At 48.6% G+C, this 18,380-nt stretch carries 13 protein-coding genes and 3 pseudogenes; 6 read left to right on the top strand and 10 right to left on the bottom strand.

The window, feature by feature from the left end; genetic code table 11:
• Positions 1-183: 183 nt before the first annotated feature.
• On the bottom strand, positions 184-912 hold the full coding sequence (locus tag MINF_RS02575) for an energy transducer TonB (RefSeq protein ID WP_148205098.1): 729 nt from the start codon (positions 910-912) through the stop codon (positions 184-186).
• A 259-nt stretch (positions 913-1,171) separates the two neighbouring features.
• Between MINF_RS02575 and MINF_RS02585 the strand changes: the two genes are divergently transcribed.
• The gene (locus MINF_RS02585; protein WP_012462924.1) at positions 1,172-1,690 is read left to right on the top strand and encodes a hypothetical protein; all 519 of its coding nucleotides are present in this window, start codon (positions 1,172-1,174) and stop codon (positions 1,688-1,690) included.
• Positions 1,691-1,823: 133 nt separating this feature from the next.
• Here the strand turns inward: MINF_RS02585 and MINF_RS02590 are convergent, their stop codons facing one another.
• Positions 1,824-2,801 carry a hypothetical protein gene (locus MINF_RS02590; protein WP_079200407.1) on the bottom strand — a complete coding sequence of 326 codons (978 nt, stop codon included), beginning with the start codon at positions 2,799-2,801 and terminating at the stop codon, positions 1,824-1,826.
• A 406-nt stretch (positions 2,802-3,207) separates the two neighbouring features.
• Positions 3,208-4,845 carry a bifunctional aminoglycoside phosphotransferase/ATP-binding protein gene (locus tag MINF_RS02595; RefSeq protein ID WP_012462929.1) on the bottom strand — a complete coding sequence of 546 codons (1,638 nt, stop codon included), beginning with the start codon at positions 4,843-4,845 and terminating at the stop codon, positions 3,208-3,210.
• 205 nt (positions 4,846-5,050) lie between these two features.
• On the opposite strand from MINF_RS02595, the gene MINF_RS02600 reads away from it, so the two are divergent.
• Positions 5,051-7,129, top strand: a complete 2,079-nt coding sequence (locus MINF_RS02600) for a hydantoinase/oxoprolinase family protein (protein WP_012462930.1) — start codon at positions 5,051-5,053, stop codon at positions 7,127-7,129.
• Between the two features lie 117 nt (positions 7,130-7,246).
• Here the strand turns inward: MINF_RS02600 and MINF_RS11120 are convergent, their stop codons facing one another.
• Positions 7,247-7,651: a hypothetical protein gene (locus MINF_RS11120; RefSeq protein ID WP_148205099.1), complete on the bottom strand. Its 405-nt coding sequence runs from the start codon at positions 7,649-7,651 to the stop codon at positions 7,247-7,249.
• Between MINF_RS11120 and MINF_RS02605 the strand changes: the two genes are divergently transcribed.
• Complete coding sequence (locus MINF_RS02605; protein WP_148205100.1) at positions 7,650-9,239, top strand: hydantoinase B/oxoprolinase family protein; 1,590 nt, start codon at positions 7,650-7,652, stop codon at positions 9,237-9,239. The two genes, MINF_RS11120 and MINF_RS02605, sit on opposite strands and share 2 nt — an antisense overlap.
• A 407-nt stretch (positions 9,240-9,646) precedes the next feature.
• On the opposite strand, the gene MINF_RS11930 is transcribed toward MINF_RS02605, so the two are convergent.
• Positions 9,647-9,775, bottom strand: a complete 129-nt coding sequence (locus MINF_RS11930; RefSeq protein ID WP_079200460.1) for a L,D-transpeptidase family protein — start codon at positions 9,773-9,775, stop codon at positions 9,647-9,649.
• Positions 9,776-9,844: 69 nt separating this feature from the next.
• On the opposite strand from MINF_RS11930, the pseudogene MINF_RS11795 reads away from it, so the two are divergent.
• A pseudogene (locus tag MINF_RS11795) lies at positions 9,845-10,039 on the top strand (MerR family transcriptional regulator); the annotation flags it as partial.
• A pseudogene (locus MINF_RS11345) lies at positions 10,028-10,354 on the top strand (zinc ribbon domain-containing protein); the annotation flags it as partial. The pseudogenes MINF_RS11795 and MINF_RS11345, both read left to right, overlap by 12 nt.
• 117 nt (positions 10,355-10,471) lie before the next feature.
• Here the strand turns inward: MINF_RS11345 and MINF_RS11935 are convergent.
• The 5 genes and pseudogenes from MINF_RS11935 to MINF_RS02635 all read right to left on the bottom strand — a co-directional run.
• A pseudogene (locus tag MINF_RS11935) lies at positions 10,472-10,792 on the bottom strand (L,D-transpeptidase family protein); the annotation flags it as partial.
• A 6-nt stretch (positions 10,793-10,798) separates the two neighbouring features.
• On the bottom strand, positions 10,799-13,981 hold the full coding sequence (locus MINF_RS02620; protein ID WP_048810436.1) for an efflux RND transporter permease subunit: 3,183 nt from the start codon (positions 13,979-13,981) through the stop codon (positions 10,799-10,801).
• 7 nt (positions 13,982-13,988) lie between these two features.
• Positions 13,989-14,813 (bottom strand): hypothetical protein, encoded by an 825-nt coding sequence (locus MINF_RS02625; protein WP_238523527.1) that lies wholly within the window; start codon positions 14,811-14,813, stop codon positions 13,989-13,991.
• A 56-nt stretch (positions 14,814-14,869) separates the two neighbouring features.
• A complete protein-coding gene (locus MINF_RS02630; RefSeq protein WP_238523528.1) occupies positions 14,870-16,168 on the bottom strand; it encodes a TolC family protein in 1,299 nt (432 codons plus the stop codon).
• An 8-nt stretch (positions 16,169-16,176) separates the two neighbouring features.
• Positions 16,177-17,496, bottom strand: a complete 1,320-nt coding sequence (locus tag MINF_RS02635) for a TolC family protein (protein ID WP_148205101.1) — start codon at positions 17,494-17,496, stop codon at positions 16,177-16,179.
• Between the two features lie 137 nt (positions 17,497-17,633).
• Between MINF_RS02635 and gpmA the strand changes: the two genes are divergently transcribed.
• On the top strand, positions 17,634-18,380 hold the full coding sequence (gene gpmA, locus MINF_RS02640) for a 2,3-diphosphoglycerate-dependent phosphoglycerate mutase (protein ID WP_012462940.1): 747 nt from the start codon (positions 17,634-17,636) through the stop codon (positions 18,378-18,380).

An 18,380-nucleotide genomic window follows, 5' to 3' on the forward strand; every position in this document is an offset into this window, starting at 1 on the left:
TTACTTTTAAAAAATAAGGATCTTAAGGCAATAAAACTCTTTGGTCAATCGTTTCGAGCCGGCCTGGACAACACAACAAGATAAAGGAACAAAAAAAAGATCAAGGCAAGACCGGGAAAAAGAGGGAAAAGAAAGGCTATTTTGTGATTGCGGTGAATAAGTTTTAACCCGAATTAGCTTTTTTTAGTTCATCGCCAGGGATGTTGCTTGGGCATCTTCCAGTTCAAAGGTGATTTTTTCGAGGATCACTTGCGTAAAGGAAGAAGGGAAATGCCAGTGGGTTTCCGCCCATGATTTTGAGAGGCAATCCAGGAGTTTGTAGCCGGAGGAGCGGACGATTTCAGAAAAAACGATTCTTCCCTTGAGCACATGAAGCCTGAGTATGACCGATCCTTCCATCCGCAGAAGCCTGGCTTCATAGGGATAGGGGGGTGGAGGCAGGCTGGCAAAAGGGCGGGAGTAAGTGACCTGTTGTTGAGCTTCCTTTTTTGAGGATAGCCGGTTTTGCACTCCGGCAGAAGAAGAAAAGGCTTTTGGGCAATGTGCCCCTTGTCCTTTCCTTGGGGAGGAGCCCTTGGCGGAGTCATCCCGGGAAAGCGGGAGAGAAGAAAAAGGGGTGTTGGCCGTGGTCATTGGGAAAGAGCGGGGCGGGGAGTCAAAAGAGCCTTTTTTGGGCGGTTCTTGGGGAAAAGAAGGAAGGTTTTGCTCAGCAGGAGCTAACGTGAGCCAAAATTCGGTCGAGCCCGTTTTCGAAGAAAGGCTATATTGCTTGGAGTTCTGCCCATTGGATAAGAAAAAGATGATCCAAAGGTGAACAAGAAAAGCTAGAGCCAAAGAGCTTGCAAATCTTTTTTTGTCTTGGAGAGATGGCTTTATTTTTGTTTTTCCCCACTTTTCCAGCAGCCTTTTCATAAGAATAAGATTCAGCGCCCGAGAAGGTTATCGAAACTTAAAAGGAGGCTTAAAATCCTCAAAAGAAAGTCAATGTCTTCAAAAGGCAAAAAAGGTCCTTCCTTGTTGTGTGCCGGGCTTGGGTTTAAAAAGGGATAAAAAACTTATAAAAAAGAAATGGATTGTTGGCTTTTCAACCGGCTAAAAAAAGCTTAGTATTTATCCGGTTCTTTGAATAAAGGCAAAGCCGTTTTAAGTTTTTTGATGGAGTAGATTAACCATGACCCTGAGGAAATTCATCATCGCTTTCGGTCTTCTTTCTTTTTGTATAAGCGGCTTTTATCTTCATGATCTTTTTGCTTTAAGGGCGGCCAAGACTCCCCTGGCTGTCCCGCGACTTTTGGATTGGCTTAAGACTTTGCCGGAAGGAGAACAGCTTTACGTGCGGAGTTACCTCGCCTTTGATTGCACCCATGACTACCTAGGTGAAGTTAGCAGGGGAGGAGAGGAATTTTATTTCATTTCCGAGGATGGGAACGAAAGGAAAGGGGTCCTCCTTTTTTCGAGAAAAGACGGAAAGATAAGGTTTTTGCACTACTGCTCTTTTTGTTACTTCTACCGGGACCTGCCAAAGCTCGGGTTAAGCCCCAAGCTGGCAAGCTGTTTAGCCAGTTTTTGGGCAAAAAAAGAACTAGCCGATAAAGGGGAAGAACAGTTGAAAGAAGAAGCCCTGTCTTCAAAAAACAAGATCTATCCTTTACAAAAAGAAGCTTACGAAGAGCTGGGTATTTTACCCTAAAATTTTTTTCGTTTTCAAGCAAGCTTCAAGGGATCTTTTCATGGACCCGGGGCAGGGGTTGTCTCTTTTCCCTAGCAGCCCAAGCCGACCCTGGGTGAAAACAAGAGAAAATCCTTGTGAGGGGGACTTTCCTTTAAAACAGGAGGTGAAACTTCATGATGAAGGCATTGGAATATTTTTTTTCTATTGTCGGACTGTTAAGACCAACCTGGTAGCCAAAGCCGTAGTAGACTTTCCAGTCATCCTTGAAAGCAAAGCGGCCCACGAGCACCTCGGGAATGACATAGAGGCCTGGGGCATTAATGAAGTAAAGCTGGTCAAAAGTGGATTGGGAAGTTACCTCTACAGCCGGAGTTACATAGCCGATACGGTATTCGAAGGCCACGTTGTAGAAATAGGGCAGGGCCGAAGTGCCGTTGTTGCCATCTGTCCAACGGCTACCCAGATTGAGTTGAATGGTGAAATTCCCCCAGCCTTTCCCAAAGAGAATTGTTGGAGCCCAAGTCCAGTGATTGAGCAGGCTGGGCGCGGTATTGCCGTAAGGGGAATAGGGGGAGACGGCCTGGAGTTGCACTGAAAAACAGTAATTTTTTTGCCCTTCCGGGGAAGCCATGATCCGGTTTCTTACGATGAAAGTTTCTCCGCCAAAGCCGTCCATTCTTCCCTGCCCGGGATAAAAAAGATACTCGGGCAGCGAAAAGGTAAATTGCAAGGTAGGACCGACAATAAGCGAAACTCCTTTACCTGATCCGAAATCCCAAGCTTTTTGGCCCGTGGGCAGGGTTTCATAATAGACGTCGTAGCGAATCCTCTGTTCCAAGCGTGCCGTTGAAGTGACAAGAGGGGTAAGCCACTTGGGTTGCCGGTCGCGGGTTTCGGCGGTCATTCTCCGCCATTTACCCAGCCAGCCTTTGCCCGGGTCCTGCCCGTTCATCGTTTCGATAAGGTCCTGTGCGGCGACTTCTTCTCCAGGCCAGAATACCGTGTCGGCCTTGGCTAAAAAAGGAAGGAAAACAACCGAGGTCAAGCTGGCAAAAAAAAGGAGAAAAGGAAGGGAAAAGGGCCTCTTGTTGGGAATCAAAAATAAAAAAAGAAAGGATTTGGCTTTCATTGGGAATCGATCGATCTTTTTCTCCCTGTTTCTTATCTCCTTTTTAGAGAGTAACTTTTATCCTCATCCTCGATGAAATCCCTTAAAGGGGGGACCATGTCTTTTGTTTTGTGCCTGGGAAAAGATTGGTTCTTTGCCCCGAAGGCTAAGAGTTGTCAACACGGGAGAAAAAGCAAGCAGTAAAGCGAAAAACATCTGGGTTTTCATTATTAAAGTTGAGATGAAAAGAAAAGTTGTGTTTTTTGGAAAAGCAGAAAATATACCCGGTTTTTTAGACTTTTTTTCTTTAAGTTATAGGATAGATTTTTCTTTGCAAAACAGCTTGGCTTTTTCCCTCTTTAGTTTGGGCTTGTTGAAAACTAGAAGACTCAAGCTCGCTTAATCTTTAAACAGGCTTAAAAAATCCTCAGCCGAGCTGTTTCTCGGATTTGCAAAGAAGTTCGAGATGCCGGTCACAGAGTTGAAAGAAAAGGTTTTTCAAGGCGGTCTCGAAGGGTTCTGTTGAGGAAAACTTGATTATGTTTTCTTGGGGGAGTTCCAGGGGTTCTTCATACAGCTTATCCAAGAGGGGAAGATCTTCCAAGCGGGCATCCGAAAGGGAAGGGGAGTGTTCTCGTTTTTCCAACCTTTTTTCTCTTGTCTGCCTGTCCGCTTCAAGTTCGACGAAAAGACAGCCGTAAGCTTGCTCCTTTAATTTTTCCCTCAAGAAATTTCTTTGCTCTTTTTGACCAAAGGTGCCGTCGAGGATAACCCCCCGCTGATCGCCGAGCTCGTTTAGTCCCCTTGTGACCATCTCTTGGTAAGTCTTGAGGCTCATTGCTTTTGAATAGATTTTTTGGCGCTCTTCGGGCCCCGTTCTCTGGTAAGGATCGATGCCCGCGAACTCCTTGCGAATCCTGTCGGAGGAGAAAACTTTCCATCCCAGCTTGGCCCCAAGATGTTCGGCTAGGTAGCTTTTACCGGTGGCCACTCTTCCCATCACCACTATCATGGTGGGCTGGGAGCCTATCGTTGCGTACTGCAAGGAAAGCTGAAAATACCTCTTGGCCCTTTCAATGTGATCCTTTTTTTTGGCTTCCCCTACGAGCGGATCCTTGGCGGTCATTCCTTCGACTTTTCCCCGGACATAGGCCCGGTAAGACTTGTAAAAATCCAGAAGCTTGTAAAAACTGAAATCGTTGAGGGCTTCGGCCATCCGGCGGCAGAAAAAAGAAGAGAGATCCTGCCTTTGGTTGTAATCAAGATCCATGGCTAAAAAAGCGATGTCGCAGGCCACGTCTATAAACCGGAATCTTTCGTTGAACTCGATCCGGTCAAAAATGCAGATTTTAGCCGGTTCTAAATAAATGTGCTCAAGGTGGAGATCCCCATGGCCATTTTTTATCCAACCTTGGCGGACCCTCTCCAGGAAAAGCGGGGCGAAAAGCTCGTAAAAACGGTCGGTAAAATAACGGATCGTCTCAAAGCTGGTCTCATCTAAAGTCAAGCCGATGTCGGAGCGCGTTTGCTCGAAATTTTCATCGGTGTTCATTTTAATCTTTTCGATTGACCCCCAAGCGGAAATTTCCTCCCCGCTTTCCGTCTGCTTGTAGAACTGGCAAAGCTTCAAGACGAGACGGTCGACGGCTGAAAAATCCACCCGGTTTCTTTGAAGCAGTCTTTTGAAAAAAAACCGCCGTGAAAGCATCCGCATCTTTACCGCGTATTCGACGACGTCGGCCGTTGCATCAAAGGAAAGCAACCCTGAATCCTTCCTTGTAATCGGAACAACCCCCAGGTAGATTTCAGGGCAGAGAAGGCGGTTGAGCTCAACTTCCCGCTGGCAATAAAACTTTCTTTTTTCAAGGGTGGAGAAATCAAGAAAACCAAAATTCACCGGTTTTTTTATTTTGTAAACAAAAGGAGGGACAATAAATACATAAGAAGCATGAGTTTGGATAAAGCGGATGTGCCGGGGATGGTGAGGATAGGAGGACTTTTGGGATAAAAAACCGAGGAGTTCCTCAGGGGGAGCCTGGCCGTTTGTTTTTTTTTGGTTATTCATATGTGTTTTTTTTACATTTTCGCTATATATCTTTTTGATTCATCACCACTTGAGAGGTTGTTTTCTCCATAAGGCTATGGAAAAGGATATATAAGGAAAATGAAAAGGAAAAATAAAAATTCAGGGAGGCTGCGACCGACTAGAGAAAACAGCCAGGGAGCAAACAGAAGGAAAGCCTGTTATAGAGACTGAGGATAAACCGGTTATGCATGTGCGCATTGGCGTCGATATAGGAGGAACTTTTACCGATTTCGTCATCTTTGATGGAAGGACTATTCACCGCCTCAAACGGAGGTCAACGAGCGATCGGCCGGAAGAAGGATTGGTAGAAGGGATAAAAACTGCCCTGGGAATGTTCGAACGGATCAGCGGTTTTGAAATCGTCCACGGAACGACCGTGGGAACCAATGCCATCCTTGAAGGGAAGGGAGCTAAAACGGCTCTTTTCACTACAAAAGGATTTGAAGATATCCTGGAAATCGGCAGGCAGAACCGCCGCTGCCTCTACAAGCTTGGGCCTTCGAAGCCTCCTTCCCTTGTTCCCCGTTTTCTGCGCTTTGGTGTCCCTGAAAGAATAACAAAGGATGGAGAAATTCTCCAAAGGGTCGATCTCTCCGCCGTGGAAGCTGCCCTTGAAAAACTCAAAGAGCACAAGGTTGAAAGCATCGCCGTCTGTTTTCTTTTTTCTTTTGTCAACCCCGACCATGAAAAGGAAGTGGGTTACTTTTTGAGGCGGCTGGGCTATGAGGTGAGCTTGTCCTCCGAAATTCTCTCTGAATACAGGGAGTATGAAAGGACGTCCACGACAGTGCTCAATGCGAAGATCGGCCCGGTGGTAACGAATTATGTCGAGAAGTCCCTAAAATTGCTCACGGACTGGTCGGTTCACCGGTTTGGAGAACGCTTTGCCCGTCAACTCCAAAAGAACTCTTTTTTTAGAATCATGCAGTCTAATGGAGGAGTGGTTTCGACAAGGGGAATCAGAAAAAACCCGCTTTTGACGGTTTTATCCGGGCCGGCCGGCGGGGTATGTGCAGGGGCCGCTTTGGCGGAGTGTTGTGGACTCAAAAGAGTGATTACCGTGGACATGGGGGGGACATCCACCGATGTGAGTTTTTTTATCGAGGGACAGATCGAAAGGACAACGGAAGGGGAGATCGGAGGCTATCCTTTTGGAACGCCGATCGTCTCGATCAAATCGATAGCGGCGGGAGGAGGTTCGATTGTCCGCGTAGATGCGGGGGGTGCTTTGCGGGTAGGCCCGCTGAGTGCGGGTTCCGACCCGGGACCGATTTGTTACGGCAGGGGAGAAAGTATTACCGTGACGGATGCCCATCTTATCCTGGGAAGACTCTTGGACACGGTTTTCATGGGAGGGCAATTGAGACTGGATAGGCAGAGGACGAGGATGGTTTTTGAGCAATTTTGCCGAGAAAGGCTACCCGGTTTTGTGGAGAAGGAGGGCGGGATTGAAAAAGCCGTCGTCGGCCTTGCCCAGGGGATACTCGATATAACCAATCTCCAGATGGCGAAAGCCATCGAGCTCATGACCGTCTCCAAGGGACAAGATCCAAGGGAATTTACGCTGATGGTTTTTGGAGGGGCAGGGGGGCTGCACGGTTGCGACCTGGCCGATGCCCTGGGAATTCCGCTTGTCGTCGTTCCAAGGGACCCAGGACTTTTTTGTTCCTTGGGAGTGCTGTTGTCGGATGTCGTCAAGGATTATTCCCTGAGTTGTATTCGGCCCCTGGATACTTTTGAGAGTGCGGAAATCGATCTTCTTTTTGGAAAGCTGGAAAGAGTGGCCCAAAAGGAGCTCGAAGAAGAGGGAATTCCTTCCCCAAGACGCTTTTTCAGCCGCTACGTTGATCTCCGCTACAAGGGACAGTCTTTTGAGATTAGCCTTCCTTACAGTGCGGAATTAACCCGGGAATTTCATTGTAAACACGAGGAAAGATACGGCTACAGCGATTGGTCGAGGATCGTAGAAACGGTCACTTTCAGGCTGAAAGCTGTTGGCATGCTAGACAAGATCTCCTTTCCAAGGACGGCTCATAGGGGTGAAGAAACCCCGGTTCCGGAGGCTCTCCTGGATAGAAGAAAAGTTTTTTTCCAAAAGAAAGAGTGGCTTACCCCTTTTTATCTCCGGGAGAAATTGCAAGGAGGCAATAAATTGAAAGGTCCTGCCGTTATCGTTGAATATAGTGCGACGACGGTCGTCAACCCGGGTTACGAGGCCAGCGTGGATAGTTTTGGTAATCTTTTGCTCTCTAAAAATGATTGAAAGAATAACCGGCCGTCTTTTCTTCAAGAGGCCGATCGAACCTCCCTTTTTTAAACCGGGATTTTCACCTGGCAAAAAAAAGCCCTTTTTTTTTCATCGGCCATGAAAGCTTTTTTTCTACGGCTCTCTTTTTGGGGAGGGCTCATGGAGGGATAGGGAATGTTGCACAGGTTGGCCGGTTTCCTTTGAGTTGGCTTCTGCTTGGCTTTTCTTTAGGGTTATCCTTATTCTTGGACAGCCCGTTTTCTTTTGGCTTAGGCCGTTTCGGCTTTGGGTCAACCTCGAATAATTTTCTTCGGGATTGAAGGAAGAAGCTTGTTTTATCCGGTGGGAAGCGGAGGAAGGAGCCGGGTTTTTGGAAGAAGAGAAGATCAAAGAAAAAAGATGGGTGCCCGAGGATAAGGACAAGCATGCTTCCGGGCGGAAATTAAGCTGGAAGCGAACATTATGGCTACGGATGATCTTTTCTCTTCGGGGAGGCTTGAACTCTTCCCTGGAATCTTTTTTAATGGGTAAGGTCATGGATCCGATTGAGCTGGAAATATTCAAATCTCTTTTTGTTTATGTCGCTGAAGAAATGGGCATAGCCTTGCGAAGGACGGCCTTTTCCCCAAACATCAAGGAAAGGAAAGATTACTCTTGTGCCCTTTACAATAGCGAAGGGCTTCTTGTCGCCCAAGGGGATCACATGCCCGTCCATCTCGGTTCCATGCCCATGGCGGTCAGGAGGGTGGTTCGATCCATTCCCATGAAAAGGGGAGACATAGTCATCCTCAATGATCCTTTTGAAGGAGGAACTCATTTGCCGGACATTACGATGATTTCAGGAGTATTTGTTGAAAATGCCGATGAATCCCCCTTTTTCTACGTGGCTTCACGCGCCCATCATTCGGACGTCGGAGGGATCGCCCCCGGTTCGATGACCTTGACCAGAGAAATTTATCAAGAAGGGTTGCGGATTCCGGCCGTTAAACTCGTCGAAGAAGGAAAATGGAACAAGGATCTTTTAAGTCTTATTCTTGCCAACGTGCGAACCCCTTCAGAAAGGGAAGGGGATTTGACGGCGCAATTGGCGGCAAATCGAGTGGGAGAAAAAAGGCTTCTTGAAATGGTCGCCAAGTATGGGAAAGAAAAGATAACCTTGGCCATGAGAGAGCTGATCGGGTATACGGCCAGGATCGTTGAAAAACGAATTGAACAGATTCCCGAAGGGACCTACAAGGCTATCGATTATCTGGACGACGATGGCATTTCGACCGATCCCATTCCCATCCAAGTCGCCATTCAAAAAAAAGGAAGTAGCCTTTTAATCGACTTTAGCGGGTCATCTCCCCAGGTTGAAGGCAACGTCAATGCTGTTTTTTCTATTACCTTGTCCGCCGTGGCTTACGTGCTCCGTGCCCTTTTGCCTGAAGAGGTGCCCGCAAACGCAGGAATTTTATCTGCTGTACAGGTTATCGCCCCTTCGGGATCCGTGGTTAATGCCGTTTATCCCGCTTCTGTTGCCGGAGGAAACGTTGAAACTTCCCAGAGAGTCGTTGACGTTCTCCTCAAGGCTTTACATCAAGCCATCCCTGATGCCATTCCCGCGGCAAGCAGTGGAACCATGAACAACTTAAGTTTTGGCGGCATAAACCTTGAAACGGGAGAGCCCTTCAGCTATTACGAAACCATCGGGGGAGGGATGGGAGGTGGACCCCTTGGCGAGGGCGACAGTGCCGTGCATACCCATATGACCAACTCTTTAAATACCCCCATTGAAGCGATGGAATATAACTTGCCTATTCGGGTCAGGAGATACGCGGTTAGGGAAGGTTCCGGGGGAAAGGGAGAAAAAAGGGGGGGAGATGGGATTATCCGTGAAATCGAATTTTTGCAGCCCATGACCGTTTCCCTGCTTTCCGATAGGAGGAAATTCCCTCCTTACGGTCTTCTGGAAGGGGAAGAAGGTAAAAGAGGAGAAAACATCCTTATTGGAAAGGAGGGTGAAGTTGCCCTTCCTTCAAAAAAAATGTTCACGGTCCAGAAAGGGGATATATTAAGGATTTCGACCCCGGGAGGAGGAGGTTGGGGAAAAGCGAAGCAGGACCCTTGTTGCCGACCGGTTTAAAAAAAGCGGGGGTAAAACCGGGACATAACCGCCGCAAGAATAGCAAGTTTTCATCCCAAAAAGGTTCAAGCTTGATCAAGGGCAAAGAGAGATCTTCCAAGTAAGAAAATTTTAGATTTCCAATCTTTCCCTCTACCCGTTTCAATTTTGCTTCAAAGAGGACTGGCCTTTCCCTTCCTTGCAAGGAAGGGTTAAAGTATGGACCTGTAAGGAGCCAAGGAAAGCTTTATTCCATAAATATTTTATAAATCCACAAGAGGTTCATTTTGCCTTCGATCCTGGGCTTGCCTTTATGGGTTTTCATGGAGAAGATGTTGCCTTTACAAGATACTCAAAAATACCTAGAAAATTCTTATTTTGAAGCATCGGGAGGTTGGTGGGTTCCTTGGCTTTTTAGCAAAAAAAGCTTACTCGAGAATGAGGACCCGGGTATGGAGCGGGGTAATAGAAAAGAGCTTAGCGGCAAAGTCAGGGGGCAGGCGGATGCATCCGTGGGAGAGAGGCCGACCCGTGGTCGTTCCCCCGTGTAAGCCGATGCCGGTTTGGGTAAGACGGAGCTAAACTTTAGTATTGCAAATAGTGCGTAATGGTGTATTGTGTAGGGAATGGAAAGCACTATGAGCACGGGCCGGGCGGCCAAGCTGCTGGGGGTCTCGGTCAAGACCATGCAGCGATGGGAGCGTGAAGGCCGACTAATTCCTGCGGCGCGGACCGACAGCAACCGAAGGCTTTACACCGAATCACAGCTTCGTGATTTTCTCGGCCTGCGCCATGCGGTGTCCGAGCCGACGCGGCTCATCATCGCCGATCGCTGGTATCCGAGCAGTCGCCTGTGTTCGGTTTGCGGGTGGAAGAACGAGGCGCTGACGCTCAAGGATCGGAGCTGGACGTGTCCCGAGTGCGGCACGCACCACGACCGCGACTTCAACGCGGCGCTCAACCTCAAACGGCTGGCAACCGCAACTGCCCTACCCGTGGCGAGTCCGTCTGGTAACAGCGGCACTGCGGCAGAGATGGTCTCTGCCGTAGTCGGGAAAGTTACGCCTGTCAGAGACGATTCCGTTGAGGAATCGGGGCAGGAAGAGAACAGTGCGCACCTTTGTGCACGTTTTTGATAGCAGGAAATAGGGCATGGCTGCCCCTTTGAAACGGTACTTGCGGGAGATTTTTTCCTTGGAAGTGGCCGGCCGAACGACATTGTTTTTTTTATCGACTAAATAGCCGTAAAGATTTGAATAATGGAATCTTTCCTTTTCTATGACCATGTATTCACCGGCTGGCGTAGCGTATTTTTCCCTGCCGGAAGAGATGATCGAGGAGGCGATGAGCCTTCCGTTAGTCCCATAGACATAAATTTTTTGTTCAGAGAGGCTGATGAGGATTTCGGAAGCCGCAATGGGCTCCTTGGCAGGGTTAAGTCCCTTGCCGTTTCTTTCTTCAGTTGAAATAGCCAAGGGTTTGCCTTGGAAAAAAAGGAAAAAAAATAGGCCAAAAAGCAAAGACAATCCTTTTTTCAAGCCGGTCAACGGGACGGCCTTTTTTATATTTACCAAAATCTATTACTTTCTTTCCAAAAACTCCTGTTCTTTCCATGCCGGCAAAGTTTCCTTTTTCTCTTTCTTCCCCTGTTCCATATAGAAATAAAGGAGGGGAAGAAGAAGCAAGGTCAGGAATGTCGAAGTTCCAATCCCCCCGATAACGACGATGGCCAAGGGTTTTTGGACTTCGGCGCCGGCTCCCCTGGACAAAGCCATCGGAATAAAGCCAAGGCTGGCAACGGTTGCCGTCGTGATTATGGGCCTAAATCTTAAGTCACACCCCCTTTCGATAGCTTCCCTAAGGCTGTAACCTTCTTCCCTTAGATGGTTAATAAAACTGACAAGGATAAGAGAGGCAAGAACCGATATCCCCGACAGAGCGATCATGCCGATCGCTGCCGATATGCTAAAAGGCATCTTTAGGAAATAAAGAGACAATATTCCCCCGGTGGCGGCAAAAGGAACGCTGCTGATGACTAAAAGGCTTTGTTTCAAGTTCTTCAGAGCCATGAGCGTCAAGAGGAAGATTAAGGAAAGGCAACTGGGAACGATGAAGAGAAGCCGGCTTCTAGCTTTAATCAAGTTTTGGTACTGGCCCGCATATTCGACAAAGTATCCTCGAGGGGGATGAACATGCTTTTCGATGGTTTTTCGGATTTCCTCTACGTAGCCTTCGATGTCTTTCTTGGCGAAACTCACCATCACGGCTCGGTACCGAATGCCGTTTTCCCTGAAAATGGCCCGAGGCCGGTTATAAATATGATACCGGCAAATCGAGGAAAGCGGCATTATCCCCCCCGTCATCGATCTTATGGGCAAGTTCATGATCTCGCCTGGGTTTTCCCGGAGGTGCTCGGGTAGCCTAACGGTAATCGGGTAACGTTTTTCTCCGTCGATCATCAACCCCACGGGATTACCCGCCATGGCTGAATAAATGGCGGAGTTGAGTTCGCTGGCTTCTATATCGAACTTGATCATTTTCTGGCGGTCGGGAACAAATTCCAACGAGGGGGCATTCCCTTCGGCTTGGATTTGGGTTTCGAGAGTTCCGGGTATGTTTTTAACGAGGCCCTCGGTCTGTTTTGCCAGCTCAGTCAGGATGTCGTAGTCTTCTCCAAACCACTTGATCGAAAGGTCCGTTCGAACCCCTTCGAGCATCTCGTTAAAGCGCGTTTCGATCGGCTGCGAAAACAGGGCTTTTTGTCCGGGCACCCTATAGGCGATTTCCTCGGAAATAAGCTCCACCAGCCTTTCCTTGGAGATCGGCTTTCCCTGCTGTTTCCTCCACTGCTCTTTGGGCTTGAGCATCAAGTAGATGTCGTTTTCGTTTGGGGGCATGGGATCGGTAGCGATTTCAGAGGTGCCGATGCGGGAAAAAACACACCGGATTTCGGGAAATTTTTCCAAGAGCATTTTTTCCGTTTTTATTTCCATGGCTACCGAAGAAGGAAGGTCACTGGACCATGCCCTGTAGATCATGGCGGCAAGGGAGCCCTCGTCCAGCCGGGGGATAAATTCCGAGCCTAATCGGCTAAAGGCCCAAAAGGAACAGCCGATAAGGATCAAGGCAGCGGGTAGAATGATCCACCGGCCATAACCCAGTGTCCAGTTGAGAACCGAAAGATAGCCCTTCTTCAGAAAGCGGATTACAAAAGATTCCTTGAGTTCTCTTGGGGCTTTCAACACGTTTACGGCGGCAGCAGGAACGTAGGTAAGGCTGAGGAGTAAAGAACCCGAAAGCACGAGCATAACGGTTATGGCCATCGGGCTGAACGTCTTGCCTTCGATTCCCGAAAGGGTAAGGACCGGGATATAGACAACGGTAATAATCAGGATACCAAAGAAGACCGAGTTGACGACTTGTAAGGTCGAATCATAGAGCTCCTTCTTTTTTTCTTCGAGGCTGATCGGCCTTGAAAGGAGGGCCTCTTTGAGAGAGAGCCTGCGTAGGGCATTTTCTGTGATGACCACGGCTCCATCTACGATCAATCCAAAATCTATTGCACCCAAGCTCATCAGGTTTCCGGAAAGGCCAAGCCAGTACATGATCGTGACGGCAAAGAGGAAAGACAAGGGAATGGCCGAGGCGATGAGCAGAGAACTTCTCCAGTTTCCCAGCAACACGAAAATAATGGCCGTGACAAGCAGGGCTCCTTCCGCCAGGTTGTGCGTTACCGTCTTGATCGTGGCATTCACCACATCCGCGCGATTATAGACAGGGATAATTTCAAAGCAGGAAGGAATTCTTTGTTGGATGAGTTCAAGTTGTTTGGCCACGCGCTGGGATACAGCCCTGCTGTTTTCTCCGACAAGCATCATTACGGTGCCCAGGACGGTTTCCGATCCGTTGTAAGTGGCCGCTCCTACGCGGATGTTCCCTCCCACTTCTACCTGGGCGACATCCTTAACCAAGACAGGCTGGGTCCCCGCGGCGTATTTAATCGGAATGAGGGCGATTTCTTCAAGGGTATTGACCCTTCCGAGGGATCTTACCGTAAGCTGTTCGCCCGCTTTGTCGATCACTCCTCCTCCGGCAATTTCGGTGTTTTGACCGACGAGGTGGCCCAGTTCTCCTATCGTTATACCGATGTTGGTCAGGCGGTTGGGATCGGGTTCCACGAGGATCAGTTTTTGATAGCCTCCGCTGGTATTCACATCGGCTACGCCGGGAACTCTCCTGAGCATGGGCCTTACCGTGTATTCCTGCAGGAGGCGAAGCTCGATGAGCCGGAGCAGTTCAGAAGAAGGCTTGTCCTGGGCCCCATCTTTATATTTTAGGATGTAGTGGAAAATTTCCCCAAGCCCCGTGGTTATCGGAGCCATGGTCGGGGTGATGTTAGGGGGAAGCTTTGCCGTAGCTGTAAGCAGCCTTTCTCCCACCAGTTGCCGGCTCCGGTAAAGGTCCGTTCCATCCTTGAAGATCAAGGTAACCTGGGAAAGCCCAAATTTGCTCAAGGAACGGATGGTTTCCAGCCCGGGTATGCCTCCCATTTCGATTTCTATGGGAAAGGTGATGAGCTTTTCCACCTCTTCGGGAGCATAAGCGGGAACGTAGGTATTGATTTGGACTTGAACGTTTGAAAGATCGGGAACGGCATCCACGGGCAGATGGAAAAAAGACCAAAGACCCATGACGAACAAGCCTATCGCAAGGCCCAAAACCACCTCTTTTCTTTCAATCGAGAAAAAAATAATCTTGTTCATCCTCGTCTTAATAGGTTGAAGGACCCCCCGATTGAGAAAGGGAAAGTTCAAGAAGCCAAAGTTGCTTTGCTCCCTGGATGACTACCTCTTCTCCTTTTTCAAGCCCCTTTTTCAGGGCTCCCACTCCTTGGCTGACGAAGGCGACCTCGATCGGTTTTCTCTGGTAATGGCCCTTTCCTAAGAAAACATAGCAGAAACAGCCGCTGGCCGTATCGAGAATCGCCGTTTCAGGTATGGTGATCCAGGTGGCGGCCAATCCCAACGTTGTTTCAAAATTGACCCAATCCCCAACCTGTAGGGTGCGGCCGGGATCGAAAATCTGCAAAATGACCTCGGCTTTACCGATAATCGCAATGAGTTCTTTATCAATAGAAAAGATTTTTCCTTCGTAGGACTGGGCTTCGGGGCCGGACCGCTTGGCTTTAAGCTGCACCCGCTGGCCGATATTGAGCTTTTCGCTGTCTTTGCCGTCGATGAACGAAGTGGAATAGGCAAAACCTTGTTGTTGACCGCTAAAGGAAGAGGTTTTTTCCCAGGATGATCTGTAGACTTGACTTTCGCCTAAATAGAGGGGAGCGATCTCTTTTTCAACCGCGGCTGCGGTTTGAATCCCCATTTCTTTTTCCGTGATCGCTCCTAGATAAAGACCTTTACCGGGGATGAATCGCGGAGGAGAAGAAGGATCAAGCCCCGCCAGTGGTTCCTCGAAAACGACCCCGGGGTTCGCCTTCTCCATGGATTGTCCAAAAAGAGACAAGGAGTTTAAGGAGGCAAGACTGGCAAAAAGAAAGATCAAAAAGGGGAAAAGGGCTAAGCTATCTTGAAATTTCAAAGAGAAAGAGCTCAACAAGAAAAAGAAAAACATGGCTCAACGTCCTGCTTCTTGTTTTACCAACCTCCACCGGTCAGGGTTTGCAGGTCATAGAAAGCCGTTGCCGCATCAATCTGGGCCGTTCTTAAAATCATCGCGCTTGAAATGTACTGCCGTTGCATTTCAAGGAAGGTTTGAACGGGAATGGCTCCCAGCCGGTATTGCCTTTCGGCCAGGTATGCCGCGGAACGCAGTCGGTCCAGGAAGGAGGAGGGTTCTTGGGATAAAAGAGCGGTGGCTTGCTTGTAAACCTCGAGCCGGGAATTTATGGCGCTTTGAATTGACCTCCAAGTAGAAGCAAGCAGGGAGATCGCCTGCTCTTTCCTTGCTTCAGAACTGATGATGTTTCCCCGGTTCTGGTTCCATAAAGGAAGGCCGCTTGTGAATATCACCCCAGGACCTATGTTGTTGTTAGTTCCCTTTTCCTGGATGAAATAGGGACCCAATCCGAAGTCCGGAATGTTTACAAATTTTGCTGCATCAATGGCTTTTCCCGCCTTTTCTATTTCCACGGCACGCATTCGGACGACATTGTTTTTTCGGCTGGCCGCCTCCAAAAGCATCTTGAGATTGGGCGGAGCAGGCCACTCTACCGGGGGAGTGATGTTGAGGGGCAGAGGATGATCCGGAGGGTATCCAAGGATGGCGTTAAGCTGGGAGATGACCGTTTTCTTGAGTTGTTCTTGTTCCCTATTCATCCTTTGAAAGTCAACAAGACTTCCCTGGATGATTCTCAGGTCGAGAAGGCCTTGAATGCCGATTTTGGGCCTTTTTTCCAAGAATTCTATGAGCTCTTTGCTCTGGTTGACCACTTCCTGTGTAGCCTTGACGTTGATTTCCGCAGCACCGAGCTGGTAAGCCAGGGAGGCCACCTGGGCTCTCAAGCTTAACTTGAATTGGTCCAACCAGAGTTTTGCCAGTTCTACATCTTTGTCTGAAATGGCTTTTAGAATATCCATTTTGCCGGGGAAGAAAAAAGGTTGAACGATTTCATATTCCTGGTAAAAGCCTGTAGCTCCCCCTCCGTTTTCCTGTCCCGGACTGCTGAACCAGGGTCCCGCATAACCTACGATTTCAGGGTAAGGAAGGATTTTGGCCTGTATGGATTGACCTTTAGCCGCTTCTATGGCCGCCTCATAGTAGAGGATTTCGGGATTCCTGTGGTAGGCTTCTTCAACCAAGCCCTGGATGGCCAGGGGAAAGCGGATATTTTCAGATTGGCCTCTCAAGAAAGCCAGGTTCAAAAAGAAGGAAAAGAAAAGAACAGCTTTCGAGCTAAAAAGCCATTTCAAGGAACTGATAAAGAGTTTTTTCATAACCATTTTCATAACGCCGTTTGGCTGGGATCTATCCCGGCAATATTTTGAAGTTCATAAAGGGAGCTGATCGCATCCATTTGAGCTCCCCGGGTTGCAAAAGTTACAGCCAAGTATTGTCTTTGAACGGCCAGAAATCGGTTAACATCGATTGCACCCAACCGGTACTGCCTTTCGGCCATGGCTGCAGCCTTGCTTAACTGCCCGAGAATGTTTTCTGTAGGAAGATCAAGAAGCTGTTCCCTGGCTTTTTCGTACACGGCAAACCTGGAGCCGAGCAAGCCATAGATTAACTGCACGGTGGCTTTGTAAAGGGAACGGCTTTGGTCGAGTTTTGCTTGGGCGCTGATGATGTTCCCCTTGTTTGTCGTCCAGGCAAAACCCGCTTGTCCCGGAACGTTTGAGCCGCTGAAAGGGATACCTACCGTAAAAGTCACCCCTCCGCCCTGATCGGTATTGATCCCCTTGTTGTATTCCCAGAAGGGCCCGACGGTAAAATCCGGGTAGGCGTTGAGCTTGGTTAACGCCAGTTCTTTTTCTGCCCGCCGGATTAACCGTTCGTTTATAAGAAGGGTGGGGTTGTGCTCCAGGGAAAACAGCTTCAACTCCTCGAAGTTGAGCTTGGGCAAAGGTTGGTCTGGGAGAATGTCCAAAGAGAGGGGATTGGAGGGGGAGAAGTTGAGAAAGGCATTCAGTTGGGATTTTAGAGAAACGAGATTTTGCTCCAGCTCCCTTTTGTTTTGGAGAAAACCGATTAACCCCCCTTCGAGGATTCTCATTTCGATAAGGGCTTGGATGCCGATCTTGGGTCTTCGGGATAAAAAGTCGATCAAGGCGGATATCCTTTCTATGATTTCTTGGGTTACCCTCAGGTTTTCCCCGGTAAGGCCGATGCTGTAGGCAAGGGAATAGATCTTGAAAGCCAAGAAAAGCTTGTATCGCTTGTAGATCAGTTCGGCTATCTCCCGGTCGAGGGCAGCGATTTCTTTTCGGGATTTAAGTTTGCCGGGAAAGGGAAGAGGTTGATAAAGTTGATAAAGTTGGTAGCCGTAAGGGGAGAATGCCGAGGGGGTGCTCGCAGATCCTCCACTGCTCCAGGGGCCGATGTAACCGATGAACTGGGGAAAAGGGAAAAGCCTGGCTTGGATCTGTTGGCCTTTAGCCGCTTCGATTTCCATGAAAAAGTAGCGGACGGAGGGGTCGGCGGACAAGCCCCGGTCGAGGAGGTTTTTTAACAACCCTTGCTTGTTTTGAGCACCCTCCATTCGATGCAAGCCCCATCCCAAGAACAACCAAAAGAAGAGCTGGAGAAATAGCCACCTTTTCATAGCCAAGGGGAAAACAACAATACTTTTTATTTCTTTTAGAAGAAAAACATGAACCGGCAACTTAAAGAAAGAAGAATAGTTAAGATGAAAAAAAATTCATTTTTCTTTTTTGCCTGTTCAAGAACATAGTAAAACTCATGAAAGTCGTATTCCTCCGTCATGGTGAAAGTATATGGAATAGAGAGAATCGGTTTACCGGGTGGACCGATGTAGACCTGTCCAGCCGCGGCATCGAAGAGGCTGAAAACGCGGCTAGGCTTCTCAAGGAAGAAGGTTTTGAATTTGACGTCGCTTTCTGTTCCGTGTTGAAGCGGGCGATCCGCACCTTGTGGATCGTTCTGGACAAGATGGATCGGATGTGGATTCCCGTTGAAAAAAGTTGGCGGCTTAATGAAAGGCATTACGGTGCCCTCCAGGGGTTGAATAAATCGGAAATGGCCAAAAAGTATGGAGAAGAACAGGTTCTTTTGTGGCGGAGAAGCTACGATATTGTTCCTCCAAGACTAGAGAACGATGATCCCAGGCATCCCCGGTTTGATCCTCGCTACCGGTCCTTGCCAGCCGACGAGCTTCCCGCAGCGGAAAGTTTGAAGGATACCCTTGAGAGGACCGTTCCATACTGGAAAGAAAGGATTTTCCCTGCGATCCTCTCAGGCCAAAAGGTGCTGGTATCCGCCCATGGGAACAGCATCCGGGCCCTTATCAAGTACATAGAGAACATGAGCGAAAAGGAGATCGTCGGGCTGAATATCCCTACCGGCTTCCCCCTGGTTTACGATTTGGATGAGCAGGGCAACAAGCTTGCTTGCTACTACCTTGGAGATTTGGAAGAGATAGAAAAAGCCCAGCACAGAGTGGCTGCCCAGGGCAAGGCCTCCAGTTGA

The sequence above is a fragment of the Methylacidiphilum infernorum V4 genome (genome assembly GCF_000019665.1).
Lineage (GTDB): Bacteria > Verrucomicrobiota > Verrucomicrobiia > Methylacidiphilales > Methylacidiphilaceae > Methylacidiphilum > Methylacidiphilum infernorum.